The organism is Streptomyces sp. NPDC058307 (assembly GCF_042880295.1).
In the GTDB taxonomy this organism is placed as follows: Bacteria; Actinomycetota; Actinomycetes; order Streptomycetales; family Streptomycetaceae; genus Streptomyces.
The window spans coordinates 46,350-71,761 of sequence record NZ_JBHVYZ010000021.1; the positions used below are offsets into that span (position 1 = coordinate 46,350).

The window sequence follows — 25,412 nt, forward strand, 5'->3', positions numbered from 1 at the left end:
CCGCCCCGGTACCGGTCAGCAAGCGGCTCGGCCCGTCGGCGGGAGGCGTTCCATACCGCCTCACCCCCGTACCGCCTCACCCCCACCCGGGCCGCCCCGCGGTCCGGATCCGATGAACCGAGGACCCCCACATGACCGACACCGAACGATCCGAGCCCTTCGGCTTACGGCGGCGCAGTGTCCTGCTCGGCGCGGCCGCCGGCGCCGGCGCGCTCGCCCTGGGCGCGGGCCCCCTCGCTACCCCCGCGCAGGCCGCGACCTTCGTCAAGGGCGCCGACGTCAGCTGGCTGCCGCAGATGGAGGCGCAGGGCTACTACTGGAACAACAGCGCCGGAGTGCGCCAGGACCTGTTCACGATCCTCAAGGGGTACGGCATCACCGCGGTGAGCCTGCGCACCTGGGTCAACCCCTCCAGCGATCCGGCGAACGGACACTGCTCCATCGAGGAGACCGCCCAACTCGCGAAGCGGGCCAAGGACGCCGGCATGCAGGTCCTCATCGGCTTCCACTTCGGCGACACCTGGAACTCGGTCGGGGTGCAGAACCCGCCGGCGGCCTGGGCGGGCATGACCTACAACCAGATGCTCGACGCCATGTACGACTACGTGTACCACTCGTGCAACGTCATCAAATCCCACGGCGTCACCCCGGCCTGGGTGAAGATCGGCAACGAGACCAACTCCGGTATCTGCAAGCCGGTCGGCAGCATCAGCCGCCCCGCCCAGATGACGGGTCTGCTGAACGCGGCGTACGACATGTCCAAGCAGGTCTTCCCGAGCACACCGGTGCTGGTGCACCTGGCCCAGCCGCAGAACCTGGCGAGCCTCCAGACCTTCCTCGACGCCTACCGGGGCAACGGCGGACGGTGGGACATCACCGGCCTGTCCTCGTACGCGCAGGGCGGCAACGTGCCCGCTGTGCTGGCCAACATGCGGACCGTCCAGTCCACTTACGGCAAGCCGGTCATGCAGGTCGAGTACGGCGGGCCGGTCGGCAAGCCCACCCAGGTGCGCGACTCGCTGAAGGCGTTCGTCACCGGGCTCCAGGGCTTCGGAGGCCTCGGCACCTTCTTCTGGGAGCCCGAGGGCTATCCGTCGTTCAACGGCTACAACAGCTCGGCCTGGGACGAGAGCACGCGGCGGCCCACGGCGGCCATGGACGGATTCCTCAACGGATGAACCAGCACCAGGAGTCGACGATGAGTTCTGCCAAGCTGCTCGGGCGTGCCCTGCTGGTCTCGGCGGTCGCCCTCAGCCCCCTGGCGATCCCCACCGGGTCGGGGGCCGTGAGCAACGCGGCGGCCGCGACCACCTACTACGTCTCCCCGAACGGCAGCGACAGCGCCGCGGGCACACAGGCCGCCCCCTGGGCGACGATCGCCCATGCGCAGACGGCCGCCCAGCCGGGCGACACCGTGTACTTCCGGGGCGGCACCTACCGCTACACCCGCGCCAACAGCGACTGTGCGAGCCAGACGGCCAGAGTCGACGCCATCACCCTGAACAAGAGCGGCAGTTCGGGAAGTCCGATCCGCTACTGGGCCTATCCGGGGGAGAAGCCGGTCTTCGACTTCTCCGGGATGACGGACGACTGCCGCATCAAGGGCTTCGACATCACCGGCAGTTGGATCCACCTCAAGGGCCTGGAGGTCACCGGCGTACGACAGAACAACAAGCTGAACCACGAGTCCTGGGGAATCTGGATCTCGGGCAGCGACAACACCTTCGAGCAGATCGACACCCACCACCACATGGGCCCCGGCCTGTTCATCCAGAACGGCGGCGGCAACCTCGTCCTCAACTCCGACTCGCACGACAACTACGACACCAACTCCTCCAACGGGGCGGGAGAGAACGCCGACGGGTTCGGCGCGCACATCCCGGCGGGCCGTCCCGGCAACGTGTTCCGGGGCTGCCGCGCGTGGTGGAACGCCGACGACGGCTTCGACCTCATCAGCGCCTACTCGTCGGTGACCATCGAGAACTCGTGGGCGTGGCGCAACGGCTACATGCCGGGCACGACCACCGCGGCCGGCAACGGCACCGGCTTCAAGGCGGGCGGCTACGGCGGTGTTTATGACGCCGGGGCCGTCAAGCACACCGTCCGCACGTCGGTGGCGTTCCTCAACCGGGCGTCCGGCTTCTACTCCAACCACCACCCGGTCGCCAACGACTACTTCAACAACACCGGTTACGGGAACCACCCCGACTTCAACATGCTGGGAGTCAACGCGACCGGCGCCGCCGTCGGCCGGGGCAACCTGCGCAACAACCTCGCCTACACCGGCACGTTGACATCGAACATGACCGGCACGAGCGCCGCGAACAACTCCTGGAACCTGGGCGTCACCCTGTCGGACGGCCAGTTCCAGAGCGTGGCGACGTCCGGCTGGGACGCGCCCCGCCAGGCCGACGGGAGCCTGCCCGTGCTGCCCGGCCTCCGCCCCACGGGCAACAGCACCTTGATCGACAGGGGCGTGGACGTCGGACTGCCGTACCGGGGGCAGGCGCCGGACCTCGGTGCGTTCGAGATCTCCTGAGCCGAGGGAGGTCCCCGGTCAGCTCAGCCAAGACCTCCGATCCCCTGTCGGGCCGGTTCGGGGCGGTGGATGCCGCGGGGGCGGTAGCCGAGTTCGTCGGAGCGGCCCAGCAGGTCGGCGAGGTACCAGGTGATGGCCAGCCACATCTCCGTGCCCTGGAGGCCGGGTTCGGGGCCGGGCCCCGCGGCGCCGGGGCCGAAGCCGAAGCCCCGGCCGTCCTGCCAGGCCCGCAGGACCGTGGACAGCTGCCGCTCGGCCCAGGCGCGGATCTCGCCGGAGCGGTAGCCGCCACCGGCGAGCCCGAGCTGCCGGGTGCACAGCCACAGGGGGTGGGCGACGTCGAGCACATTGCAGGCGTTCTCCCGCCCGGGACCGAAATGCCGGGCGTCGCGGGCATGGTCCAGGACCGTGTCCACGACCCGCTCGGGATACGGCACCGGGAGTCCGAACTGCGCGAACGATCCCCGCGTCAGCCGGTAGTAGCCGTTGACCACCTGGAGTCGGCCCTCCTCTGCGGAGGGGCTGCCCCACATCCCGGTCCATGGATCGACCCTCGTCAACAGCCAGCCGAACAGCGACTCCGGCGTCCCGCTGCCCGCGTCGCCGTGCCGCAGGTTCCAATGGGCCGCGGTGGCAAGGCTGTCGACCCAGGCACCGGCGCCCCACGCCCCGGTCCTCCAGGCCAACGCCTCCAACCGCGCAAAAAGTTGATGGACCGTCATATCACTTACACCGCGCAGAAGATGAGGGAGACCGGTGCCCAGCAGATCAAGGGCGTATCCCACGCACAGCACGTGATAGAGCGCCGCTCCCTCCCCGATGAACCCGTCGGAGTCCGTCACCCTAAGCGGTTCGCCGAACTCCGGCACGAGACCGCTCTTGGGATCCTGGAGCCCGCTCAGCCGCTCGATGTGCTCCTCGGCGGACAGGTGCTCCGGCATGGCCCCGAGCAGCAGATCGGCGATCTCCACGGCATCGCAGTGGGCCCGCACGGTGGGCGCGACACCGGGTCGGTCGACATATCGCCCACCGTCCCAGCAACGGTCGAGGAGCTCGCCGGCCTGGGCCCGAGCGGTGTCGGCGAAGGCGGCCAGATCACCAGCGTCGAGTCCGGGCCCGGGGCCGAGTCCGGGTCCGGCGCCGGACACAGGCGTACGGCCGCCTCCTGGCCGCGCCTCCGTCGGACCCACCGCTGCCCCTGCGCTCCCGACCGTGTCAGCCCCCACGTCCCTCGCCGCCGTGCGGGGCGTAGCCGTGGGACCGCCGTCCGGCCGTGGCTCTGCGCGTGCCGGAACCGCCCCCGCCGTCTCCGCCTTCCGCCTGTCCTGCGGTGCCCGCGCCGGATCGCTCTCGGTCGGCGTCCCTGGTCCGGGTGGGGGCCGGTCTCCGAGGCGGTCGTAGCCGTGGGGCCACCGGCCGACCGTAGCTCGGCCCGTCCCGTCGCCGCCTCCCGGCGGTCCCGCAGCACGCGTGCCGGGTTCCCCGCGGCCACCGACCACGCCGGGAGGTCTCGGGTGACCACCGCTCCCGCTCCGATCACACAGTGGTCGCCGATGGTCACGCCGTCCACGACGATCACATGGGAGCCGATCCAGACGTCGTCCCCGACCCGGATGCCGCGGCTGGTGAGCGGCTGACGGAAGACGGGCCGGTCGGGGGCCATGGAGTGGTTGAAGCCGAGCAGCGAGGTGTGGGCGCCGATGCGGACGCCGTCGCCGAGAAGGACGTTCCCGCGCACCGTGGTGAACGGGTTGAGCGTGCAGTGCGAGCCGGTGGTGAGCTCGTCGGTGACGTAGGCGTGCGCGGCGATGTACGAGTCGTCGCCGAGCCGCAGCCGGTCCGGGAACACCGCCGCGGACTCGGCGACGTAACACCGTTCACCGATCCCGGTGTCGCCGCCGATCGCCCGCTGCACCTCCCGCTGCGCGGCGCGCTGTTCCTCGGTCGCCTCGTCGGCGAAGAGCCAGGGACAGTGGTCGAAGTGCCGCAGGGACGGCTGCCGCGGATGATCCATGCCAGCACGCTATGCAGCGTGCGGCCCGCCGGGGAAGGGGGGCGCACAGGACGCGGCCCGGCCCGCAATGGTAGAAGCGGTCATGACCAACTCGCACTTCCCCCGCTTCTCCTCCCGCCCGGCAGGTGTCCGATGACCGAGGGCGCCGACATCCCCGACCGCCGCGGCCGCACCGGACTCGACCGCACCGGCCTCGCCCTGACCCGCAACCCGCGCGTCAAGGTCCGGGAGGTGAAACTGCTGTCCAGCCACTGGTACGTCGAGCGGGCCACGACCTTCGACCTCCAGCGCGCCGACGGAACCTGGAGCACCCAGCAGCGCGAGACCCATGACCGCGGCAACGGCGCCACCATGCTGCTGTACGACACGGAACGCGAAACGGTCCTGCTCACCCGTCAGTTCCGCTTCCCGGTGTATGTCAACGGACACCCCGACGGACTGCTGATCGAGACCCCCGGAGGTCTGCTCGACGACGAGGACGAGCACCCCGAGCTCGCCGTACGCCGCGAGGTCGTCGAGGAGACCGGGCACACCATCGGCGAGGTCCGCCACGTCTTCGACGTCTACATGAGCCCCGGCTCGGTCACCGAGCGCGTCAGCTTCTACGCCGCCGAGTACGCCCCGTCGACCCGCACCCACGAGGGCGGCGGCCTCCACGAGGAGGGCGAGGACATCGAGATCCTCGAACTGCCCTTCCGCAGGGCCCTGGAGATGATCCGTACCGGGGAGATCGCCGACGCCAAGACGATCATGCTGCTCCAATGGGCGGCGCTGGAGGGGCCGTTCGCGAAGTGAGCCCGTTCGCCGAGTGAGCGCGAGGGCCCTTGACTTGAAGCGCGCTTCAAGATGAAGACTCCCGTGTGTGCCCCGAGGACGGGTACACACGGGAGGGATCCACCATGAAGTACCGCACCATCGGCACCGACCCGGCGACCCGCCGCGAGGTCAGCGTCCTCGCGCTCGGCGCGATGCTGTTCGGCTCACGGACCGACGAGAAGACGTCCTTCGCCGTCCTCGACCGCTATGTCGAGGCCGGCGGCACCTTCATCGACACGTCCGACAACTACGCCTTCTGGGAGGACGGCGGCCAGGGCGGCCAGAGCGAGGAACTGCTCGGCCGCTGGCGGCGCAGCCGTGGCGTCGGCGACGAGATCGTCATCGCCACGAAGCTCGGCGCCCGCCCCCTGGCCCCCGGCACGAGTTACCTCGACAACGCGGAGGGCCTGTCGGCCAAGGTGATCCGCGAGTCCGCGGAACGCAGCCGGGAACGCCTCGGCGTGTCCAAGCTGGATCTGCTCTACGCGCACATCGAGGACCACGAGGTCCCCCTACAGGAAACGGTGGAGGGTTTCGCCGAGCTGGTGTCCGAGGGCACGGTGGGCCTCCTCGGCGCGAGCAACCACGCGATCTGGCGGGTCGAACGGGCGCGGGCGCTCGCCGCCGCGGCCGGACTGCCCGGTTACGAGGTCCTCCAGTACGCGCACAGCCATCTGCGGCCCCGCACCGACGTCCCCGAGGGCCTGTTCCCCGACGGCAGCCTCGGCCACGCGGGCCCCGACCTGCTGAGCTATCTGCGGGCCGAGCACGGCCTGACCCTCGTCGCCTACTCACCGCTGCTGAAGGGCGCCTACACCCGTCCGGACCGGCTGCCACCGGACTTCGATCACCCGGGCACCCCGGCTCGTCTGAGGGTCCTGGGCGAGGTGGCGAAGGAGACCGGCGCGACCGTCAACCAGGTCGTGCTGGCCTGGCAGATCGGCGCGGAGCTCCCGATCGTCCCCCTGGTCGGGATGTCGTCCCTGGCCCAACTGGACGAGAACCTGGCCGCGGTGGACCTGGAACTGACGCGGGAGCAGCGGGCCCGGCTGGACGCGGCCCACTGATCCCGCCGTCCCTCAGGGCCTGACCAGCAGCTGGAAGTCGAACGTGTACCGCGACGCCCGGTAGATGTGGCTGCCGTACTCGACCGGGCGGCCGGTGTCGTCGTAGGCCGTGCGCTGCATGGTCAGGACGGCCGCGCCCGCCTCTTCGTCGAGGCGGGTGGCCTCCTCGGCGGTGGCCGAGCGGGCGCCGATGGTCTGGCGGGCGCTGTGGAGGGTGACACCGGCGGTGCGGAGCATGCGGTAGAGGCCGGTGGACTCCAGGCGGGCGTCGTCCAGGTCGAGGAGGTCGGTCGGCAGGTGGTTGCAGAGGAGGGCCACCGGTTGGCCGTGGGTCAGGCGCAGGCGCTCCAGGACCGTGACCGCGCTGCCCTCCGGAAGCGACAGCGCGGCCGCCACGTCGGCCGGCGCCGGCACGGTCTCGTGGCGCACGACACGCGTCGCCGGCCCCTGCCCGGCCGCCTCCAGGTCGTCGTAGAGACTGCTGAGTTCCAGGGGCCGCTTGACCTGGCTGTGCACCACCTGCGTGCCCACCCCGCGCCGACGGACCAGCAGGCCCTTCTCCACCAGGGTCTGGATGGCCTGGCGGACGGTCGGGCGGGACAGGCCGAGGCGGATGGAGAGGTCGATCTCGTTGCCCAGGAGGTTCCCCGGAGCGAGCTTCCCGTGCTCGATCGCCTCCTCCAGCTGCCGGGAGAGCTGGTAGTAGAGCGGCACCGGACTGCCCCGGTCCAGGGCGAAGTCCAGGCAGTCGAGCGCGGGCGCGGTCGCGGCACGTGAGGCGGCGCCGGGTTTCGCCATGGGGGTACCTCCCTCAAAGGGTCGGGGGTGGGCTGTCACAGATGGGTGCGGCGGGCGGCCACCTGACGGTCGTACTCCGTCCGCGCCCGCACGGCGGGCTCGCGCGAGGCCGTCTGCGCCACCGGCACGTCCCACCAGGCCTCGGCCGGGGGAGCGGTCGGGGTCGCGGTGTCCGTCTCGACGTAGACGCAGGTCGGGCGGTCCGAGGTGCGGGCCGTGGCGAGAGCCTCCCGCAGCTCGCGTACGGTCTTGGCGCGCAGGACGTCCATGCCGAGGCTCGCCGCGTTGGCGGCCAGGTCGACCGGGAGCGGGGCCCCGCTGAAGGTGCCGTCGGCGGCGCGGTAACGGTAGGCGGTGCCGAACCGTTCGCCGCCCACCGACTCCGACAGGCCGCCGATGGATGCGTAGCCGTGGTTCTGGATGAGGACCAGGTTGATCGGCAGGCCTTCCTGGACCGCGGTGACCAGCTCCGTCGGCATCATCAGATACGTGCCGTCGCCGACCAGCGCCCACACCGGGGTGTCCGGGGTCGCCTGCTGGACGCCGATCGCGGCCGGGATCTCGTAGCCCATGCAGGAGTAGCCGTACTCCAGGTGGTACTGGCGCGGGCTGCGGGCCCGCCACAGCTTGTGCAGGTCACCGGGGAGCGAGCCGGCCGCGTTGATCACCACGTCCTCGTCGCCGACGACCGCGTCCAGCGCGCCCAGCAGCTGGGTCTGGGTCGGTACGGCGTTCTCGTCCGCGGCCTCGAAGGCCCGGGTCACCACCTGCTCCCAGCGCTCCTTGCCCGTGCCGTACTCGGCCTCGTGGGCCGCGTGCACGCGGTGGCCTTCCAGTGCCGACGTGAGCGCTTCCAGACCCGCCCGCGCATCGCATACGACCGTCCGTGCGGCCAGCTTGTGGGCGTCGAAGGCGGTGATGTTGAGGTTGAGGAAGCGCACGTCCGGGTTCTGGAAGAGGGTGCCGGAGGCGGTGGTGAAGTCGGAGTAGCGCGTGCCCACGCCGATGACTAGGTCCGCGGTGCGCGCGAGGTCGTCGGCGACCGCCGTGCCGGTGTGGCCGATGCCGCCCACGTCGGCGGGGTGGTCGTGGCGCAGGGAGCCCTTGCCCGCCTGGGTCGAGGCGACCGGGATGCCGGTGGCGTCGACCAGGGCCTTCAGCGCCTCCTCGGCCTCGCTGTGGTGGACTCCGCCGCCCGCCACGATCAGAGGGCGGCCGGCGGATCGGATCGCCCTGACCGCCTCCGCCAGCTCCACCGGGTCCGGCGCGGGCCGCCGTACCCGCCACACCCGCTCGGCGAAGAACTCCTCCGGCCAGTCGTACGCCTCCGCCTGCACGTCCTGGGGGAGGGCGAGGGTGACGGCGCCCGTCTCGGCCGGGTCGGCGAGGACCCGCATGGCCTGGAGAGCGGAGGGGATGAGGGCCTCGGGGCGGTGGACGCGGTCGAAGTAGCGGGAGACCGGGCGCAGGGTGTCGTTCACCGACACGTCCGCCTCCGTGGGGTGCTCCAGCTGCTGGAGGAGCGGATCGGCGGCGCGGGTGGCGAAGTAGTCGCCGGGCAGGAGCAGGACCGGGAGGCGGTTGATCGTCGCGAGGGCGGCGCCGGTGACCAGGTTCGTGGCGCCCGGACCGATCGACGTGGTGACCGCCTGGGCCGACAGGCGGTTCAGCTGGCGGGCGTGGCCGACGGCCGCGTGGACCATCGCCTGCTCGTTGCGGCCCTGGTGGAAGGGCATCGCGTCCTCGCCCGCCTCCAGGAGGGCCTGTCCGATGCCCGCCACGTTGCCGTGGCCGAAGATGCCCCAGGTCCCGGCGATCAGCCGGTGCCGTACGCCGTCCCGCTCCGTGTACTGGACGGACAGGAACCGCACCAGGGCTTGGGCGACGGTCAGGCGGGTGGTGGTGCTCATCAGGACTTCTCCGGTGCGGTGTAGAGGGGGAGGCGGTGTGCGACGAGGCGGTGCACGTCGTGCCGGTGGGGAGGGAGGGAGGACCGGTTGCCGCCGGGTGCCGGGATCGTCGTACGGCGGTCCCGTGCCCCGTACGCGAAGCCGCTGTCGCGCGGGCCGGTCACGAGGAGACGCCGTTCAGGAGACCGTCGACCTCCGCCTGCGTCGGCATCGCGGAGGAGCAGGCGAGGCGGGCGGCGACATGGGCGCCGGCCGCGCCCGCGTACCGAATGGTCCGCTCCAGTTCCCAGCCGGACAGCAGGCCGTGGCAGAGGGAGCCGCCGAACGCGTCACCGGCGCCGAGACCGTTGACCACCTCGACCGGGATCGGCGGGGCCTCGGCCGTGGTGCCGTCCCGGTGCACGGCGAGGACACCCTTCGGGCCCTGCTTCACCACGGCGAGCTCCACGCCCGCCGCCAGCAGGGCCTCGGCGCACGCCCGGGGCTCGCGGAACCCGGTGGCGATCTCGCATGCGTCGAGGGTGCCGATCGCGACCGTCGCGTGCCGCAGGGCCTCGGCGTAGTACGGGCGGGCCTCGTCGGGGTCCGCCCAGGCCGTGTCGCTCCACAGCTCGGGCCGCCAGTCGAGGTCGAAGACCGTGGTGCCCGCCCGGTCGCGGCACTTGAGTGCGGCGAGCGTGGCCGAGCGGCTCGGCTCCTCGCTCAGACCGGTGCCGGTGATCCAGAAGATCCGGGCCGCTCGGATGGCGAAGTAGTCGAGTTCGTCGGTGTGTATGCGCAGGTCAGGAGCCTTGAGGTGGCGGTAGGAGTGCAGCGGGAAGTCGTCCGGCGGGAAGAGCTCGCAGAAGGTGACCGGGGTCGGGCAGGCCTCCACCGGTGTCACCCAGCGGTTGTCGACGCCGAACTCCGTGAGGGCCTGGTGGAGGTAGGTGCCGAAGGGGTCGGCTCCGGTGCGGGTGATGACCGCGGTGGAGCGGCCGAGCCGGGCGGCGGCGACCGCGACGTTGGCGGCCGACCCCCCGAGGGACTTGCCGAAGGACCGGACCTGCGCCAGCGGCACCCCGGACTGCTGCGGGTAGAGATCAACTCCGATCCGGCCCATACTGATCACGTCGAACTGCTGGACTGGCTCGACCATGCGCGACGCTCCTCGATCCGGACTGGGGATGCGAGGCCCTCCGGGCCCGTTGCATCCCAGGTGTAGGGCTCGAAGGGCGACGCTGTCAATAGTTTGTAAGTACATTCGGACCTGATCGTGAAATGATGTCTTAACAAAGTATTGACAGCGGCCGCGCCAGGGGAGTTGGATCCCGTCCCAACGCAAGTTGGCGCGTTTTCGTAGATCCCACCCCCTTTCCCGACGTTCCCCCGTCGCACAGTGAGGTGCAAGGAAAGATGGACCGCTCTTCTCTCTCCCGTTCGCGGAGATTCGCTCCCGCCGTGGCCCTGGCTGCGGCCGCGGCCCTGACGCTCGCCGGCTGCTCCAGCAGCTCGGGCGGCAAGAAGTCCGAGGAGAGCGCGGACGGCGCCTCCGCGGGCAAGGCCACCACCCCCCGGATGACCATCGCGCTGGTGACCCACCAGTCGCCCGGCGACACCTTCTGGGACATCGTCCGCAAGGGCGCCCAGGCCGCCGCCGCCAAGGACAACGTCAAGCTGGTCTACTCCGCCGACCCGAGCGCGGGCGGCCAGGCCAACCTCGTCCAGAACGCCATCGACCAGAAGGTCGACGGCATCGCCATCACCCTCGCCAAGCCCGACGCCCTCAAGGACGTCGTCGCCAAGGCGAAGGCGCAGAACATACCCGTCGTGGGCCTGAACTCCGGCGTGAGCGAGTGGCAGAAGCTCGGCCTCATGGAGTTCTTCGGCCAGGACGAGACGGTGGCCGGTGAGGCGCTCGGCAAGCGGCTGAACCAGGAGGGCGCCAAGAGCGCCGTCTGTGTCATCCAGGAGCAGGGCAACATCGGCCTCACCCAGCGCTGCGACGGTGTGAAGAAGACCTTCTCCGGCAAGTTCCAGACGCTGAACGTCAACGGCGCCGACATGCCGTCCGTGAAGTCGACGATCACCGCCAAGCTCACCCAGGACAAGTCCATCGACTACGTCGTCGCCCTCGGCGCGCCCATCGCGCTGACCGCGTCGCAGGCGGGATCCGACGCCGGCAGCAAGGCCAAGGTCGCCACCTTCGACCTCAACAAGGACCTGACGACCGCCATCAGCAAGGGCACCATCGCCTTCGCCGTCGACCAGCAGCCCTACCTCCAGGGCTACCTGGCGATCGACTCGCTGTGGCTCTACAAGAGCAACGGCAACTACATGGGCGGCGGCGAGCAGCCGGTGCTGACCGGCCCGGCCTTCGTGGACAAGTCGAACGTCGAGGCCGTGGCCAAGTTCGCCGCGAAGGGCACCAGGTGATGGGTATGACCCAGCACGCCGAGCCGGCGGTGACCACACCGCCGGCCTCCGGCCCCAGCAAGGTCAAGGACGGCCGGACCACGGAACGACCGCTCGCCCTGCGGCTCCTGGCACGCCCCGAGGTGGGCGTGTTCCTGGGCGCGGTGGCGGTGTGGGTGTTCTTCCTGATCGCTGCCCCGCCGGTGCGCGACGGCAGCTCGATGGCGAACATCCTCTACCAGTCGTCGACGATCGGGATCATGGCGTTGCCGGTGGCGCTGCTGATGATCGGCGGGGAGTTCGACCTCTCCTCCGGTGTCGCGGTGATCACCTCGGCGCTGACCGCGTCGATGTTCGCCTTCCAGCTCACCCTGAACGTGTGGGTGGGCATCGTCGTGGCGCTGCTGGTGGCGCTGGGGATCGGGTTCCTCAACGGCTGGCTGGTCGTCAGGACCGGGCTGCCCAGCTTCCTGATCACCCTGGGCACCTTCCTGATCCTGCAGGGCGTGAACCTGGCGGTGACCAAGCTGGTCACCGGCAACGTGGCCACCGACGACATCTCCGACATGGACGGCTTCGACCAGGCCAAGAAGGTCTTCGCGTCGTCCTTCGGCGTCGGCGGCGTCCAGATCAAGATCACCATCGTGTACTGGCTGGTCTTCGCCGCGCTGGCCACCTGGGTGCTGCTGCGCACCAGGTACGGCAACTGGATCTTCGCGGTGGGCGGCAACAAGGACTCCGCCCGGGCCGTGGGCGTCCCCGTGACCTTCACCAAGATCAGCCTGTTCATGCTGGTCGGCTTCGCCGCCTGGTTCGTCGGCATGCACAACCTGTTCTCCTTCAACACCGTGCAGTCCGGCGAGGGCGTCGGCCAGGAGCTCATCTACATCTCGGCCGCGGTGATCGGCGGCTGCCTGCTGACCGGCGGCGCGGGCAGCGCGATCGGCCCGGTGTTCGGGGCGTTCATGTTCGGCATGGTCCAGCAGGGCATCGTCTACGCCAACTGGAACCCGGACTGGTTCAAGGCCTTCCTCGGCGTGATGCTGCTGGGCGCCGTCATGATCAATCTGTGGGTCAGCCGCACCGCGACCCGGAGGTAACCGCGCTATGACCACTGAAGAGACCGGCACCCACGGCGCCATCCTGACCGACACCCCCGATGCCGCCTCCGGCGGCGACGGCGGGGCGATCGTCGAGCTGCGCGGCGCGGGCAAGTCCTACGGCAACATCCGCGCCCTGCACGGCGTGAACCTGACGGTCCATCCCGGCCAGGTCACCTGCGTGCTCGGCGACAACGGGGCCGGAAAGTCCACCCTGATCAAAATCATCTCCGGGCTGCACCAGCACACCGAGGGCGACTTCCTCGTCGACAACACCCCGGTGCGCTTCACCACCCCGCGCGAGGCCCTCGACAAGGGCATCGCCACCGTCTACCAGGACCTGGCCGTGGTCCCGCTGATGCCGGTGTGGCGCAACTTCTTCCTCGGCTCCGAGATGACCAAGGGCCCCTGGCCGATCCGGCGTCTCGACATCGAGAAGATGAAGCAGACCGCCGACCACGAGCTGCGCGAGATGGGCATCGTCCTGGACGATCTCGAACAGCCCATCGGTACCCTCTCCGGCGGCCAGCGCCAGTGCGTGGCCATCGCCCGCGCCGTCTACTTCGGGGCCCGCGTCCTGATCCTGGACGAGCCCACCGCCGCCCTGGGTGTCAAGCAGTCCGGCGTCGTCCTCAAGTACGTGGCCGCCGCCCGCGACCGCGGTCTGGGGGTCATCTTCATCACCCACAACCCGCACCACGCCTACATGGTCGGCGACCACTTCAGCGTGCTGCGCCTGGGCACCATGGAACTGTCCGCCCCCCGCGAGCGGATCACCCTGGAGGAGCTGACCAACCACATGGCCGGCGGCGCCGAACTCGCCGCGCTCAAGCACGAGTTGTCCCAGGTCCGAGGCGTCGACACCGAGGCCCTCCCCGAGGAGGACGACCTCACCGCGGCCACCGCCGGCGAGGGGAAGGCCTGAGATGGCGGCCTCACTCGACCGTATCCGCGTCGGTTCGGCCCCGGACTCCTGGGGCGTCTGGTTCCCCGACGACCCGGTCCAGGTGCCGTGGGAACGCTTCCTGGACGAGGTCGCCGAGGCGGGCTACTCCTGGATCGAGCTGGGGCCGTACGGCTATCTCCCCACCGACCCGGCCCGCCTCACCGACGAGATCGCCCGGCGCGACCTCAAGGTCTCGGCGGGCACGGTCTTCACCGGGCTGCACCGCGGTCCCTCGGTGTGGGAGTCGACCTGGGAGCACGTCAGCCAGGTCGCCGCGCTCACCCAGGCCATGGGCGCCCGGCACCTCGTCGTCATCCCGTCCTTCTGGCGGGACGACAGGACCGCCGAGCTCCTGGAGCCGCCCGAGCTGACCCACGAGCAGTGGGCCCACCTCACCAAGGGCATGGAACGGCTGGGCCACGAGGTGAAGGAGGCGTACGGGCTCGACCTCGTCGTCCACCCGCACGCCGACACCCACCTCGACACCGAGGACCACGTCGAGCACTTCCTGGACTCGACGGACTCCGAGCTCGTCAACCTCTGCCTGGACACGGGCCATTACGCCTACTGCGGCGGCGACAGCGTCAAGCTCATCGAGACGTACGGCGAGCGCATCGGCTATCTGCACCTCAAGCAGGTCGACCCGGAGATCCTCGCGGACGTCGTGAAGAACGAGGTGCCGTTCGGCCCGGCCGTCCAGCGCGGAGTGATGTGCGAACCACCGTCCGGCGTACCCGAGTTGGAGCCGGTCCTGGTGGCCGCGCAGAAGCTCGGCGTGGAACTGTTCGCCATCGTCGAGCAGGACATGTACCCGTGCGAGCCGGACAGGCCGCTGCCGATCGCGGTGCGCACCCGCAAGTTCCTGAGGTCCTGCGGCGCCTGAAGGGATGACCATGACCGAGCGAGCCACCCTGGGTATCGCCGTCATCGGCACCGGCAAGATGGGCGCCGACCACGTCCGCCGTCTCCACGAGGTCGTCAGCGGCGCCCGGGTGAGCGCCGTCGTGGACCTCGACGCGGAACGCGCCAAGCAGATCGCGGCCCGCGTCGAGGGCTGCACCGCCTACACCGACCCGGCCTCCGCGATGGCGTCGGCCGACGTGGACGCCGTCCTGATCGCCTCACCGGGCCCCGCCCACGAGGCGGCACTCCTCCAGGCGTTCGAGCACGACCTGCCGGTGCTGTGCGAGAAGCCGCTCACCCCCGACGCGGCCGCCGCGCTGCGCGTCCTGGAGGCCGAGCAGCGACTGGGCCGGCGACGGGCCCAGGTGGGCTTCATGCGGCGCTACGACGCCGAGTACATGAAGCTCAAGTCCCTGCTGGAAACCGGCCAGTTGGGGCGGCCGCTCATGGTGCACCACCGGCACCGCAACGCCGCGAGCCCGCCCTTCTTCACCAGCTCCATGCTGATCAGCGACTCCGTGGCCCACGAGGCCGACGTGACCCGCTGGCTGCTCGGACACGAGATCACGGCGGTCACCGTGCTGCGCCCGACCCCGACGGCGAACGCCCCCGGCGACCTCCAGGACCCTCAGTTCGTCGTGTTCGAGACCGACGGCGGCGCCCTCTCAGACGTCGAGATCTTCGTCAACTGCGGCTTCGGCTACCAGGTCCAGGCCGAGGCGGTCTGCGAACGCGGCACCGCCCGCGTCGGCGACGGCCACGCCATGGTCACCAACATGGCGGGACGCTGGGGCGGCACCATCGCCCAGGACTTCGTCGAACGCTTCGCCGACGCCTACGACCGCGAGGTCCAGGCCTGGGTCGACGCCACCCGCCGCGGCGAGGTCACCGGCCCCGGCGTGTGGGACGGCTACGCGGCGGCCGCGGTGTGCGAGGCGGGCGTACGGTCGCTGAACGAGGGCGGCCGGGTGCCGGTGGAACTCGTGGAACGGCCCGCGCTGTACGGCTGACTCCGTGCTGTGCGCGGGGAGTTCGGCGAAGTTCCCCCGTGCTCGCTACGCACTCGGCGAATCGCGGCATCGACGCGACCCCCTGTGCCACCATGGCGCGGCTGTCCTCGGCGGGGCGGCGAGGGGGTGCGCATGGGACTCGTACGGATACTTCTGCCGTTGCCGCGCGCGGCGGCCCGGCTGGCGCCGGGAAGGGGCGGACCGCTGCTCGGGGCGGCCCTGTCGCACTGCGTCACGCCCTCCTGGGCGGGGCTGCGGTCGCCGTCGGCCGCCCGGCGGCTCGCCTGGGCGGACGAGGCGGTCGCGGTCTACCGCGCGACGGCCGACACGGACGGCCTCGGCCGCGCCCTGGCGCTGCGGGCCCACGCGTTGCTGCTGTCCGGCCGCCACGAGGAGGCGCACGCGGCCACTGCCGCCGTGCCGGATCAGGAGTCGCCGGCGCTGACCGCTTTCCTGGGGGACGTGCGGGCGCAGGCGCTCGCGGCCATGGGTCGGGTCGAGGAGGCCGTGCCGGTGGCACACGCGTGCGTGGAGGCGTACCGCGCGTTGTCCGCGCCCGACCGCAGGGACCGCGCGCTCGGAAGCCTGCCCGGGGCGCTGCGCACCTACGGGATGCTGCTCGCCGCGGTGGGTCGCGGCGAGGAGTCCGTGGCCGTCTACGAGGAGTGTGCCGCGCTGCTCGCCGCCATGTCGCTGCGGGAGTTGGCGCACGTCGAGCTGGTACGGCCCCGGGTGCTGGCCGAACTGGTGGGCGGGCTGCGGGCGTCGGGGCGGCACAGTGACGCGCTGGGCGTGGGCCCCGAGGCCCGGGAGGCGCTGCGGGGTGCCGTCGCGTGGACCGCCCCCGAGACCGTCCTGCCGCTGCGGGTACGGCTCCTGGTGGACCTCTCCCGCTGTCACCTGGCCACCGGAGACCCGGTCGAGGCCCGCGCCTGCGCCGTGGAGGCGGTGTCCGAGGCCCGCAGGCCGCTCGCCGCGAGCGCACTGCCGTCCGCGTTGGCCTGCCTCGCCGACGTCCTCGGGGAACTCGGCGAGGGCGACAAGGAAGCGGGCATCCGACGCGAACTCGCCGCGCCGGCCGCCGATTTCACGGCGGACCAGACCTAGCCCCCGTCCTGTCCGTCCGACCGGCCACTCGTCCCTCCTGTCGGGTCAGCGTGGGCTCCCGGCGGGCGGGAAGTGGCGGCGGGCGAGGTCCTGGGCGTGGGCCACCGCGCACTCGACGAGCTCGAACGCGGGCAGCCCGCCGACGTAGTAGGTGCGGTTGCGGCCTTGCAGCGCGTCGAGCCGCTCCAGCGCGCCGTCCGCGAGGTCGGCGCTGCCGAAGTGCGGCATGAACGCCCACTCCCGCTGCAGATGCACCTCGGTGAGGCGCCCGCCGAGCGCCTCGACGTCCTCCCGCAGCAGCGCGGTGACGTCACCGGGGCGGCCGTAGGAGTAGAAGGTCCGCACCTCGCTGCCCGGGTAGCGGTGGTGGTACGACACACAGTGGCCGGCCGTCTCGCGGCTCGCGGTGTGGGCGGCCAAGAAGTAGAAGGCGTCCGCCGGGAGCCCGGACGCGGCGGCGAGGGTGGTGTGGTAGGCGTTGCCGCGGACCCGCGCGGCGAGGTCGCGCTCCTCGTCGGTGGCGTCCAGGACCGGCAGGATGCGGTCCGGCGCGACCGCGAGCACCACGTCGTCCGCCTCGACCGGCCCCGAGTCGGTGCGCACCCGCACTCCGTCCCCGCGGCGCTCCACCGACGTCACGCGCACCCCGCACCGCACGTCCTTCAGCTCCTCCGCGACCCGTCGCCACAGCGTGGCGAACCCGCCCACGAGGGTGAAGTCGCCCGGATGGCCGAGGAGTTCGCGGCCCGGGTCCAACAGCCCGGTCATCTCCGCGTACTTCACGAAGTACAGCGCGGGTATATCGTCGTCGAGATGGCCGTACCCGGCGGCGGTGTACCCGGTGCCGAAGGACTCGGCCATGGACTGGAGGCCGTGCTCGGCGATCCAATCGGCGACGGGAGCGGCGAGCGCTCGCGCGGAGTGGGCGAGCCCGGGTTCGCCGATGCGGGGGAACTGCCGTGCGCGCAGGGCCTGGTAGCGCTGGAGGGAACCGTCGCGCAGAAACGCCATCGGCTGCCGCAGGGCACGTCCCCCGGCGTCGAGGACGCGGTAGCGGCTGGTGCGCTCAGTCTCCACGTCCAGATCGGTCAGCAACCGCGCGATGCGTTCGTACCTGTTGGTGCAGATGTGGCCGCCGAGGTCGAAGGCGTGCCCGTCGACGTGCACGCTCTGGCACTTCCCGGCCACCGTGTCCTGCTGCTCCAGCACGGTCACCCGGTGCCCGGCGCGCTCCAGTTCACGGGCGACGGCCAGGCCGCTCGGTCCCGCCCCTACGACAGCCACGGTTCGGGGGCCTGCGGTCTCGCGTAACTCCTGCATGCTCGTGACTCCTGGGTCGGTCGGACGTGGGAGGCTCTCATGGTCGTACGGAGAGATCACGTGACCGTAAACGGGCGTCGCGGGCGCAGCGTTCACCCCCGGGCGTCCCGGGCAGGGGCGCCCGGGACACGGCGGCGGCCTCAGGCGGAGCGGACCTCGGCGATGGTCACCGGGCGGTGCTCGTGCAGGGACAGCGTGCACGCCTCGGCGATCCAGCCCGCCTCCAGGGCGTCCGCGACGGTGCACGGCGAGGGCCGGGTTCCGGCCACGACCTCGGTGAACGCGGTGAGTTCGGCGCGGTAGGCCGCGGTGAAGCGGTCCATGAAGAAGTCGTGCGGGGTGCCCGCCGGGAAGGTCACACCGGGCTCGACCGAACGCAGCGGCAGCTTGTCCTCCAGGCCGACGGCGATGGAGTCCGTGAAGCCGTGGATCTCCATGCGGACGTCGTAACCCCGGGCGTTGTGACGGGAGTTGGAGACCACCGCGATCGTGCCGTCGTCGAGGGTGAGGACCGCGCCGGTGGTGTCGGCGTCGCCCGCCTCCTTGATGAAGTCGGCGCCCCGGTTGCCGCCGACGGCGTACACCTCGACGACCTCGCGGCCGGTGACCCAGCGGATGATGTCGAAGTCGTGCACCGAGCAGTCCCGGAAGATGCCCCCGGAGGCGGCGATGTACGCGGCAGGCGGCGGGGCCGGGTCCAGGGTGGTGGAGCGCACGGTGTGCAGCTTGCCCAGCTCACCGCTCTGCACGGCGGCCCGCGCGTTGACGAAACCGGTGTCGAAACGGCGGTTGTAGCCGATCTGGATCGGCACGTCGCTGCCCTGGACGGCGTTGAGGACCTCGACGCCCTCGCTCATGTGCTTGGCGACGGGCTTCTCGCAGAAGACGGGGATGCCGGCCTCGACGCCGGCCAGGATCAGCCCGGGGTGGGCGTCCGTCGCCGCCGCGATCACGATGCCGTCCACGCCGGAGGCCAGCAGGGCCTCGGGCGAGTCCACGACCTCGCCGCCGAACCGCTCCGCGGCCGACTTGGCGGCCTCCGCGAAGGGGTCGGTGAGCACGAGTGACTCGACCGCGTCGAGTCCGGAGAGGGTCTCGGCGTGGAAGGCGCCGATGCGGCCGAGGCCGAGGATTCCGATACGCATGAGGGTGCAGCTCCTTGAGGGCGTTTCTTGCGAGCGGTGTTTCTCAAGTCGGGAAGACGTGGGGAATGAGTGGGGAAAGGGGTCAGTCGAGGCCGCCGAGGACGTTCTGGTCCCAGTCGATCACCGATCCGGTGACCACGCCCGAGCGGTCGGACAGCAGGAGGACCACGAAGTCCGCGATCTCGTCGGGCTGGCCGAGCTTGCCCATCGGGAGCTTGGCGGCGGCCTCCTCACGCCAGTCGTCACCGGCGCCGTGGAAGGTCTTCTGGGTGGCGTCCTCGCCCTCGGTCGCCGTCCAGCCGATGTTCAGGCCGTTGATCCGCACCCGGTCCCAGCGGTGGGCGTGCGCCGCGTTGCGGGTCAGGCCGATCAGGCCGGCCTTCGCGGCGACGTAGGGCGCGAGGAACGGCTGCCCGCCGTGCGCCGAGGACGTGATGATGTTGACGACCGTGCCGGGCGCCCCCCGGCCGACCATGTCCGCCACCGCCGCCTGCATCGCGAAGAACGGTGCCTTCAGGTTGATCGCGATGTGCTGGTCGAACAGCTCGGGAGTGGTGTCGAGGAGCGTGCCCCGGGAGGTGAGCCCGGCGGAGTTCACCAGGCAGTCGACCCGGCCGTACGCCTCCACGACCCGGGGGACGGACGCTTTGGCCTGCTCGGCGTCGGCGAGGTCGGCGCGGACGAACAGCGCCTTGCCGCCCGCCGCCTCCAGCTCCGCCACCAGCGCCGCACCGGGCTCCGGGCGCCGGCCGGTGACGGCCACGACCGCGCCCTCGCGGACGGCGGCCCGGGCGATGGCGGCACCGACGCCCTGGCTGCCGCCGTTGACGAGGACGACCTTGTCGTCGAGAAGTCCCATGAATGTGCCAGTACCTTTCAGTTCGTGCGGCGCCGAGCAAGTTCGTGCGGCGCCGAGTCAGCTCGTGCGCCGCTCGGCGCCCGCCCGCAGTTCGTCCCGGAGCGTCCGCGCGGTCCAGCCCTCGGCGAGGGCCCGTCGTACGAGGTCCGCCTGGGAGGGCGGAGCGAGCCCGTCGACCGGTGGGTCGCTGTCGAGGTTGGTGGGGAAGGGGTAGCCCTCGGCGCTCGCGGCGATCACGTTGTCGAGCCACTCGGCGTCGGCGCCGTCCGCCTTGCGGCGCAGCAGGGCCGGGTAGACGGCGTTCGACACCGCCTCCCGGTCCACGGTCTCCATGGCACGTCCGAAGGCCGAGGACACCTGGAGGAGATTGGCCATGCGCCGCACGCCGGTGGTGCGGTTGGTCCCGGCCGCGTGGAACAGCGCCGGGTTGAAGAAGACGGCGTCGCCCTTCGCGAGCGGCAGCTGGACGTGGTGCTCCTTGAAGTACGCCTGGAACTCCGGCCGCCGCCACGCCAGATACCCGGGCTCGAACAGCTGCGAGAACGGCAGGTACAGCGTCGGCCCCGACTCCACCGGCATGTCGCAGTGCGCGACCGCGCCCTGGAGCGTGAGCACGGGGGAGAGCCGGTGCACGTGGGCCGGATAGCACGCGGCGACCTCGTCGGAGAGGAAGCCGAGGTGGTAGTCGCGGTGCACGGTCTGCGCGAGGCCGCCCGGGTTGACCACGTTGACCTGCGAGGTGACCTGGTAGCCGGGGCCCAGCCAGGCCTCGGACACCAGGGCGATGACCGGGTTGGCGTAGTAGTCGGCGAACGCCGCCGGGTCGTAGAGGGCGGCCTTCTCCAGCGCGTTCCACACCCGCTCGTTGGCACCGGGCTTCGCGAAGTGGTCGCCCGCGGTCGTGCCCGCCGCGTACTGCTCGCGGATCAGTGAGTCGAAGACCTCGGTGAACCGGTCCACGACCGTGTGGTCGGGGAACGCCCCCTGGAAGACCACGACCCCGGGGCCGTCGGCCAGGGCCCGCACCAGCTCCTCCTGCACCTCCCGCCGGTCCTCGGCGCCGCGGACGCGCTCGGCGTCGTACAGCAGGACGTTGCGCTCCACGGCTGCGGCGTGCGGGTAGTCGGCGGGGTCGGCCGTCCGCTCGACGAGCGCGCGGAACGAGTCGAGGTCGCAGTCCTGCTCGGACAGCCAGGCGCGGCGGTGTACGGCGGTGAAGGACATCGGCGTCCTCTCGGTGACAGGGGCGACTCAGCGCTGTCATTCTTGTCATGACAAAGCCGTCGAACAACCAGCAGGCAGCCATCAAAAACCCCTCAAGGAGCAGACGCGTGGGCCACCCCTATCCGATTCGGGAAATCGCACGTCAGGCGGGGCTGAGCGAGGCCACCGTCGACCGGGTCCTGAACGGCAGGGGAGGGGTCCGGGAGAACACCGCCCGCGAGGTCCGCCAGGCGATCACCGACCTGGACCGGCAGCGCACCCAGGTTCGGCTGGTCGGCCGGACCTTCATGATCGACATAGTGATGCAGACGCCTGAGCGCTTCTCGACGGCCGTACGCGCCGCCCTGGAGGCCGAGCTGCCCGCGCTGCATCCCGCGGTCCTGCGCTCCCGCTTCCACTTCCGTGAGACCGGCCCGGTGGCGGAACTGACCAAGACCCTCGACCGGATCGCCCGGCGCGGCTCCCAGGGAGTGATCCTTAAGGCCCCGGACGTCCCCGAGGTCACGGCGGCCGTCGGCCGGCTCGCGGAGGCCGGCATCCCCGTCGTCACCCTCGTCACCGACCTGCCCTCCACGGCCCGCCTCGCCTACGTCGGCATCGACAACCGGGCGGCGGGAGCCACCGCCGCCTACCTCATGGGCCAGTGGCTCGGCGACCGCCCCGGTAACGTCCTCGCCAGCCTCAGCAGCGGCTTCTTCCGCAACGAGGAGGAGCGCGAGATGGGCTTCCGCAGTGCCATGCGCGCCCGGCACCCGCAGCGGGCGGTGGTGGAGATCGCCGAGGGCCAGGGCCTGGACGCCACCCAGTACGACCTCGTCAGGGCCGCGCTGGAGCGGGATCCGGAGATCCGGGCGGTCTACTCGATCGGCGGCGGCAACATCGCCACGCTGCGGGCCTTCGAGGACCTGGGCAGGGAGTGCGCGGTGTTCGTGGCCCACGACCTCGACCACGACAACGACCGGCTGCTGCGCGAACACCGCCTGTCGGCGGTCCTCCACCACGACCTGCGGCAGGACATGCGGGAGGCGTGTCACATCGTGATGCGGGCGCACGGGGCGCTGCCGCCGGCCGGGCCGACGACGCCCTCGGCGATACAGGTGGTGACGCCGTACAACATGCCGTACTGAAGTACTGAAGGGGCTCCTCCTACACGTCCACCCACGAACCGCTCTCCGCCGACCGCGACATCGCGTCCAGTACGGCGGCGCTGTGCACGGCGTCCGTCAGCGTGGCCCCGTACGACGTGCCCTCGGCGACCGAACGCAGGAAGCGGTACGCCTCCACGACCTTCAGGTCGTCGTAGCCCATGGCGTTGGCCGCGCCCGGCTGGAAGGTGCCGAACTCGCCGTCGCCCGGGCCGACATACACCGTGCTGACCGGCTGGTCCTGGTAGCGGGTGCCGCGGCTGATGCCCAGTTCGCCCATCCGGCGGAAGTCCCAGAACACCGCGCCCTTCGTGCCGTGCACCTCGAAGCCGTAGTTGTTCTGCTCGCCGACCGAGACCCGGCAGGCCTCCAGGACACCCCGGGCACCGGAGGCGAACCGCAGGAGGCAGTTGACGTAGTCCTCGTTCTCGACCGGCCCGAGCTCCCCGGTGGCGAGGGTGTGCCCGGCGGTGGCGCCGGTGGGCCGGGCGCGCTCCGGCACGAAGATCGCGGTGTCGGCCGTGAGGGAGGCGACGTCGCCCAGGAGGAAGCGGGCCAGGTCGGCGCCGTGCGAGGCGAGGTCGCCGAGCACTCCGCTGCCACCGCGCTCGCGTTCGAAGCGCCAGGTCAGGGCGCCCTGCGGGTGGGCCGCGTAGTCGCTGAAGAGCCGGACGCGGACATGGGTGACCGTGCCGATCTCCCCTGCGGCGATCAGTTCGCGGGCAGCCTCGACGGCGGGCGCGTTGCGGTAGTTGAAGCCGACGGTGCTCTGCACACCCGCTTTGGCGGCCGCCTCGGCCACCGCGCGGGCGTCCTCGGCGGTGAGGCCCACCGGCTTCTCGATCCAGACGTGCTTGCCCGCCTCGGCCATCGCCACGCCGATCTCGCGGTGCAGGAAGTTGGGCGCGGTGATACTGACCGCCTGGATCCGGGGGTCGGCGGCGACCTCGCGCCAGTCACGGGTCGTCGAGGCGAACCCGAACTGCGCGGCGGCCTCCTCGGCCCGCCCCGGCACCTCCTCGGCGACGGTCACGAGCTCCGGACGCAGGGGGAGCTGTGGGTAGTGGTGCGGGACACGGGCGTACGCCTGGGTGTGCACCCGCCCCATCCAGCCGAATCCGACGACGGCGACGCCGAGCGTGTCCACCATGACTGACAGCCCTTCTTTGGACCGGTCCATATACTGTCCGGGTCACCTTGGGTGCCGTCTTGGCTCGCTGTCAACCCTTTGACAAGCCGCCGGACGACGTGGAACGGTCCATACCCATGAGACCGCCGACGATCCGTGATGTGGCCGACCGGGCCGGTGTCTCGAAGTCGCTGGTCTCCCTCGTGCTGCGGGGCTCCGACCAGGTACGCCCGGAGAAACGGGAGGCCGTGCTGCGGGCCGTGCGCGAGCTCGGCTACCGCCCGAACGCCGCCGCCCGCAGCCTCAGCGAACAGCGCACCCGCACGGTCGGCGTCCTCCTGAACGACCTGCGCAACCCCTGGTTCGTCGACCTGCTCGACGGCCTCAACTCGCTGCTCCACGACAACGGCCTGCGCATGCTCCTGGCCGACGCCCGTCTCAACCGCCGTACCGGGCAGGACCCGGCGGGCCCCTTCCTGGACCTGGGCGTCGACGGCCTGATCGTGGTCGGCACGCTGCCCGAACCCGCCGCGCTCGGGGCGGTGGCCGAACGCCTCCCGGTGGTCGTGGCCGGCGCGCGCGAGCCCACGTTGCCCGGGGTGGACGTGGTCGCCAACGACGACCAGCGCGGCGCCCGCCTGGTCACCGAGCACCTGATCGGCCTCGGCCACCGCCGTGTCGCGCACATCGCGGGGTACGGGGCGGTCGGCGAACTGCGCCGGAGGAGCTTCGAGGCGACGATGCGGGAGCACGGTCTCGCGGAGGAGGCGGTCGTCGAGCCGAGTGACATGACCGAGGAGGGCGGCTACCGCACGACGGTCCGGTTGCTGAGCCGCCCCAAGCGGCCGACGGCCGTCTTCGCCGTCAACGACATCGCCGCGATCGGCGCGGTGTCGGCCGCCGAGGAACTGGGCCTGAGCGTCCCGCGCGACCTGTCCGTCGTCGGCTACGACAACACGAGCATCGCCCGGCTGCGCCACGTCTGGCTCACCACCGTCGACAACGCCAGCCACGAGGTCGGCCGCCGCGCCGCACGCTGTCTGCTCGACCGGTTCGAGGGCCGCGGGGGAGCGGGCCGTACGGATCTCGCCGCGCCGGCGCTGGAGATCCGCGGGACGACGGCGGCCCCGCCGGACGGCAAGTAACGGGCGCCCCGCCCCCGTCAGAGGTTGATCGCGTACGCCTTGCGCAGCGTCTCGTGCACGGTCCAGGTCGTACGGTCGCCCTCGCGCAGTACGGCCATGTCGCCGGGCCCCACGTGCAGCGTCGGCCCGCCCTCGACCTCGATGGTCGCCGAGCCGCTGACGACGACGAACAGCTCGTCCGCCTCCGTGTCGGTGACGACCCCGGGAGTGATCTGCCAGACGCCCCGGATCTGACGTCCGTCCTGCGACTCCCAGACCACCTTCCCGGTCACCTCGGGCGTCCCGGAGACGATCTGCTCCCGTGCGAGAGGCTCGGACTCGAGCTCGGCGTCGGGGATGTGCAGTACGAAGCTGTGGTCCACGGAGCGACCCTAACGAGATCGTTCCCGGCCCGTCCGCCGACAGTGTGTGGAGTGTCGGCGCAGGTGGGCGTACACTCCGTCGCGAACTGGCGGCACCTGGCGGCCCGGGTGATCGTGGAGGACATGGTGGACACCGAGGCTGCCGCGTCCCGGCCGCACCAGCACGACACCCGTCAGGCCGTCCTCTTCGGCGGCGTCTACGGCTCGGTCCTCGCCTGCTCCATGGTCGCCGCACTCACCCAGTACGGGCACACCTCCCAAGCCAGCCGCCGCTACGACGCCGCGTGGCTCCTGGTCACCGCCCTCGCCTCCGCTCTCGCGCACGGTTACGCCCACTACATCGCCGAGCGCGCCCCGCACCGCCGCGGGGACGCCCTGCGCACCCTGGCCGACGAGTGGCCCCTGGTCGCCGCGGTCCTGCCGACGGTCGCCCTCCTGGCCGGGGCCGGCTGGGGCTGGTGGCCCGCGAACGGCGTCGA

The 25,412-nt window shown here is 71.4% G+C and carries 22 protein-coding genes and 2 pseudogenes; 13 read left to right on the top strand and 11 right to left on the bottom strand.

The genetic code is table 11. The features are described 5' to 3' along the window. The first annotated feature begins 131 nt into the window (after positions 1 to 131). Together ACFVYN_RS17545 and ACFVYN_RS17550 are read left to right on the top strand one after the other, a co-directional pair. Positions 132 to 1,178 carry a glycosyl hydrolase 53 family protein gene (locus ACFVYN_RS17545; RefSeq protein ID WP_389998970.1) on the top strand — a complete coding sequence of 349 codons (1,047 nt, stop codon included), beginning with the start codon at positions 132 to 134 and terminating at the stop codon, positions 1,176 to 1,178. Positions 1,179 to 1,198: 20 nt separating this feature from the next. Beyond that, a complete protein-coding gene (locus ACFVYN_RS17550; protein ID WP_389998972.1) occupies positions 1,199 to 2,539 on the top strand; it encodes a right-handed parallel beta-helix repeat-containing protein in 1,341 nt (446 codons plus the stop codon). A gap of 23 nt (positions 2,540 to 2,562) precedes the next feature. On the opposite strand, the pseudogene ACFVYN_RS17555 reads toward ACFVYN_RS17550, so the two are convergent. After that, positions 2,563 to 4,553: pseudogene (locus tag ACFVYN_RS17555) on the bottom strand (acyltransferase). Positions 4,554 to 4,685: 132 nt separating this feature from the next. Between ACFVYN_RS17555 and ACFVYN_RS17560 the strand changes: the two are divergent. Continuing rightward, positions 4,686 to 5,348, top strand: a complete 663-nt coding sequence (locus tag ACFVYN_RS17560; protein ID WP_389998975.1) for an NUDIX domain-containing protein — start codon at positions 4,686 to 4,688, stop codon at positions 5,346 to 5,348. Between the two features lie 104 nt (positions 5,349 to 5,452). Further along, on the top strand, positions 5,453 to 6,436 hold the full coding sequence (locus ACFVYN_RS17565) for an aldo/keto reductase (RefSeq protein ID WP_389998977.1): 984 nt from the start codon (positions 5,453 to 5,455) through the stop codon (positions 6,434 to 6,436). A gap of 12 nt (positions 6,437 to 6,448) precedes the next feature. On the opposite strand, the gene ACFVYN_RS17570 is transcribed toward ACFVYN_RS17565, so the two are convergent. From ACFVYN_RS17570 to iolC, 4 genes are read right to left on the bottom strand one after another with little or no spacing between them, the layout of a single operon-like run. Next, a complete protein-coding gene (locus ACFVYN_RS17570; protein WP_389998980.1) occupies positions 6,449 to 7,234 on the bottom strand; it encodes a GntR family transcriptional regulator in 786 nt (261 codons plus the stop codon). A 35-nt stretch (positions 7,235 to 7,269) separates the two neighbouring features. Further along, a complete protein-coding gene (gene iolD, locus ACFVYN_RS17575; protein WP_389998983.1) occupies positions 7,270 to 9,144 on the bottom strand; it encodes a 3D-(3,5/4)-trihydroxycyclohexane-1,2-dione acylhydrolase (decyclizing) in 1,875 nt (624 codons plus the stop codon). Then, a complete protein-coding gene (locus ACFVYN_RS17580) occupies positions 9,144 to 9,308 on the bottom strand; it encodes a hypothetical protein (protein ID WP_389998985.1) in 165 nt (54 codons plus the stop codon). Before ACFVYN_RS17580 ends, iolD begins: the two co-directional genes overlap by 1 nt. After that, positions 9,305 to 10,282 carry a 5-dehydro-2-deoxygluconokinase gene (gene iolC, locus ACFVYN_RS17585; RefSeq protein ID WP_389998988.1) on the bottom strand — a complete coding sequence of 326 codons (978 nt, stop codon included), beginning with the start codon at positions 10,280 to 10,282 and terminating at the stop codon, positions 9,305 to 9,307. The genes ACFVYN_RS17580 and iolC overlap by 4 nt, the downstream gene beginning before the upstream one ends. A 257-nt stretch (positions 10,283 to 10,539) precedes the next feature. Here iolC and ACFVYN_RS17590 point away from each other — a divergent pair, with 257 nt between their 5' ends. The 6 genes from ACFVYN_RS17590 (at position 10,540) to ACFVYN_RS17615 (ending at position 16,604) form a co-directional block, all read left to right on the top strand. After that, entirely contained in the window at positions 10,540 to 11,559 is a 1,020-nt protein-coding gene (locus tag ACFVYN_RS17590; protein ID WP_389998991.1) for a sugar ABC transporter substrate-binding protein, read from the top strand. Continuing rightward, positions 11,559 to 12,638: an ABC transporter permease gene (locus ACFVYN_RS17595; RefSeq protein ID WP_389998994.1), complete on the top strand. Its 1,080-nt coding sequence runs from the start codon at positions 11,559 to 11,561 to the stop codon at positions 12,636 to 12,638. Before ACFVYN_RS17590 ends, ACFVYN_RS17595 begins: the two co-directional genes overlap by 1 nt. Before the next feature lie 7 nt (positions 12,639 to 12,645). After that, positions 12,646 to 13,563, top strand: coding sequence for an ATP-binding cassette domain-containing protein (locus ACFVYN_RS17600; RefSeq protein WP_389998997.1), 918 nt, complete (start codon positions 12,646 to 12,648; stop codon positions 13,561 to 13,563). 1 nt (position 13,564) lies between these two features. After that, positions 13,565 to 14,467, top strand: coding sequence for a sugar phosphate isomerase/epimerase family protein (locus ACFVYN_RS17605; protein ID WP_389999000.1), 903 nt, complete (start codon positions 13,565 to 13,567; stop codon positions 14,465 to 14,467). A gap of 10 nt (positions 14,468 to 14,477) precedes the next feature. Further along, positions 14,478 to 15,497: a Gfo/Idh/MocA family protein gene (locus tag ACFVYN_RS17610; protein ID WP_389999003.1), complete on the top strand. Its 1,020-nt coding sequence runs from the start codon at positions 14,478 to 14,480 to the stop codon at positions 15,495 to 15,497. A 132-nt stretch (positions 15,498 to 15,629) separates the two neighbouring features. After that, positions 15,630 to 16,604, top strand: coding sequence for a hypothetical protein (locus ACFVYN_RS17615; protein WP_389999005.1), 975 nt, complete (start codon positions 15,630 to 15,632; stop codon positions 16,602 to 16,604). 45 nt (positions 16,605 to 16,649) lie between these two features. Here ACFVYN_RS17615 and ACFVYN_RS17620 read toward each other — a convergent pair whose 3' ends face one another. The 4 genes from ACFVYN_RS17620 to ACFVYN_RS17635 all read right to left on the bottom strand — a co-directional run bounded on the left by ACFVYN_RS17620 (position 16,650) and on the right by ACFVYN_RS17635 (position 21,152). After that, positions 16,650 to 17,924 (bottom strand): protoporphyrinogen/coproporphyrinogen oxidase, encoded by a 1,275-nt coding sequence (locus tag ACFVYN_RS17620; protein ID WP_389999008.1) that lies wholly within the window; start codon positions 17,922 to 17,924, stop codon positions 16,650 to 16,652. A gap of 140 nt (positions 17,925 to 18,064) precedes the next feature. Beyond that, positions 18,065 to 19,069: a Gfo/Idh/MocA family oxidoreductase gene (locus ACFVYN_RS17625; protein WP_389999011.1), complete on the bottom strand. Its 1,005-nt coding sequence runs from the start codon at positions 19,067 to 19,069 to the stop codon at positions 18,065 to 18,067. An 82-nt stretch (positions 19,070 to 19,151) separates the two neighbouring features. After that, positions 19,152 to 19,928, bottom strand: coding sequence for an SDR family oxidoreductase (locus tag ACFVYN_RS17630; RefSeq protein ID WP_389999013.1), 777 nt, complete (start codon positions 19,926 to 19,928; stop codon positions 19,152 to 19,154). Positions 19,929 to 19,985: 57 nt separating this feature from the next. Further along, the gene (locus ACFVYN_RS17635; protein ID WP_389999016.1) at positions 19,986 to 21,152 is read right to left on the bottom strand and encodes a phytanoyl-CoA dioxygenase family protein; all 1,167 of its coding nucleotides are present in this window, start codon (positions 21,150 to 21,152) and stop codon (positions 19,986 to 19,988) included. Positions 21,153 to 21,259: 107 nt separating this feature from the next. Between ACFVYN_RS17635 and ACFVYN_RS17640 the strand changes: the two genes are divergently transcribed. Continuing rightward, positions 21,260 to 22,279 (top strand): LacI family DNA-binding transcriptional regulator, encoded by a 1,020-nt coding sequence (locus ACFVYN_RS17640; protein WP_389999125.1) that lies wholly within the window; start codon positions 21,260 to 21,262, stop codon positions 22,277 to 22,279. Positions 22,280 to 22,298: 19 nt separating this feature from the next. Here the strand turns inward: ACFVYN_RS17640 and ACFVYN_RS17645 are convergent, their stop codons facing one another. Next, a complete protein-coding gene (locus ACFVYN_RS17645; protein ID WP_389999019.1) occupies positions 22,299 to 23,447 on the bottom strand; it encodes a Gfo/Idh/MocA family protein in 1,149 nt (382 codons plus the stop codon). A gap of 116 nt (positions 23,448 to 23,563) precedes the next feature. Here ACFVYN_RS17645 and ACFVYN_RS17650 point away from each other — a divergent pair, with 116 nt between their 5' ends. Beyond that, positions 23,564 to 24,571 carry a LacI family DNA-binding transcriptional regulator gene (locus ACFVYN_RS17650; protein ID WP_389999022.1) on the top strand — a complete coding sequence of 336 codons (1,008 nt, stop codon included), beginning with the start codon at positions 23,564 to 23,566 and terminating at the stop codon, positions 24,569 to 24,571. A 17-nt stretch (positions 24,572 to 24,588) separates the two neighbouring features. Here ACFVYN_RS17650 and ACFVYN_RS17655 read toward each other — a convergent pair whose 3' ends face one another. Next, entirely contained in the window at positions 24,589 to 24,933 is a 345-nt protein-coding gene (locus tag ACFVYN_RS17655; protein ID WP_389999024.1) for a cupin domain-containing protein, read from the bottom strand. A gap of 123 nt (positions 24,934 to 25,056) precedes the next feature. Here ACFVYN_RS17655 and ACFVYN_RS17660 point away from each other — a divergent pair. Further along, positions 25,057 to 25,412, top strand: a pseudogene (locus tag ACFVYN_RS17660) (hypothetical protein); the annotation flags it as partial.

Bases quoted from the DNA above. Each gene is read 5' to 3' on its own strand.
- ACFVYN_RS17545 (WP_389998970.1), top strand. From the start codon at position 132: ATGACCGACACCGAACGATCCGAGCCCTTCGGCTTACGGCGGCGCAGT.
- ACFVYN_RS17550 (WP_389998972.1), top strand. From the start codon at position 1,199: ATGAGTTCTGCCAAGCTGCTCGGGCGTGCCCTGCTGGTCTCGGCGGTC.
- ACFVYN_RS17560 (WP_389998975.1), top strand. From the start codon at position 4,686: ATGACCGAGGGCGCCGACATCCCCGACCGCCGCGGCCGCACCGGACTC.
- ACFVYN_RS17565 (WP_389998977.1), top strand. From the start codon at position 5,453: ATGAAGTACCGCACCATCGGCACCGACCCGGCGACCCGCCGCGAGGTC.
- ACFVYN_RS17570 (WP_389998980.1), bottom strand. From the start codon at position 7,234: ATGGCGAAACCCGGCGCCGCCTCACGTGCCGCGACCGCGCCCGCGCTC.
- iolD (WP_389998983.1), bottom strand. From the start codon at position 9,144: ATGAGCACCACCACCCGCCTGACCGTCGCCCAAGCCCTGGTGCGGTTC.
- iolC (WP_389998988.1), bottom strand. From the start codon at position 10,282: ATGGTCGAGCCAGTCCAGCAGTTCGACGTGATCAGTATGGGCCGGATC.
- ACFVYN_RS17590 (WP_389998991.1), top strand. From the start codon at position 10,540: ATGGACCGCTCTTCTCTCTCCCGTTCGCGGAGATTCGCTCCCGCCGTG.
- ACFVYN_RS17595 (WP_389998994.1), top strand. From the start codon at position 11,559: ATGGGTATGACCCAGCACGCCGAGCCGGCGGTGACCACACCGCCGGCC.
- ACFVYN_RS17600 (WP_389998997.1), top strand. From the start codon at position 12,646: ATGACCACTGAAGAGACCGGCACCCACGGCGCCATCCTGACCGACACC.
- ACFVYN_RS17605 (WP_389999000.1), top strand. From the start codon at position 13,565: ATGGCGGCCTCACTCGACCGTATCCGCGTCGGTTCGGCCCCGGACTCC.
- ACFVYN_RS17610 (WP_389999003.1), top strand. From the start codon at position 14,478: ATGACCGAGCGAGCCACCCTGGGTATCGCCGTCATCGGCACCGGCAAG.
- ACFVYN_RS17615 (WP_389999005.1), top strand. From the start codon at position 15,630: ATGGGACTCGTACGGATACTTCTGCCGTTGCCGCGCGCGGCGGCCCGG.
- ACFVYN_RS17620 (WP_389999008.1), bottom strand. From the start codon at position 17,924: ATGCAGGAGTTACGCGAGACCGCAGGCCCCCGAACCGTGGCTGTCGTA.
- ACFVYN_RS17625 (WP_389999011.1), bottom strand. From the start codon at position 19,069: ATGCGTATCGGAATCCTCGGCCTCGGCCGCATCGGCGCCTTCCACGCC.
- ACFVYN_RS17630 (WP_389999013.1), bottom strand. From the start codon at position 19,928: ATGGGACTTCTCGACGACAAGGTCGTCCTCGTCAACGGCGGCAGCCAG.
- ACFVYN_RS17635 (WP_389999016.1), bottom strand. From the start codon at position 21,152: ATGTCCTTCACCGCCGTACACCGCCGCGCCTGGCTGTCCGAGCAGGAC.
- ACFVYN_RS17645 (WP_389999019.1), bottom strand. From the start codon at position 23,447: ATGGTGGACACGCTCGGCGTCGCCGTCGTCGGATTCGGCTGGATGGGG.
- ACFVYN_RS17650 (WP_389999022.1), top strand. From the start codon at position 23,564: ATGAGACCGCCGACGATCCGTGATGTGGCCGACCGGGCCGGTGTCTCG.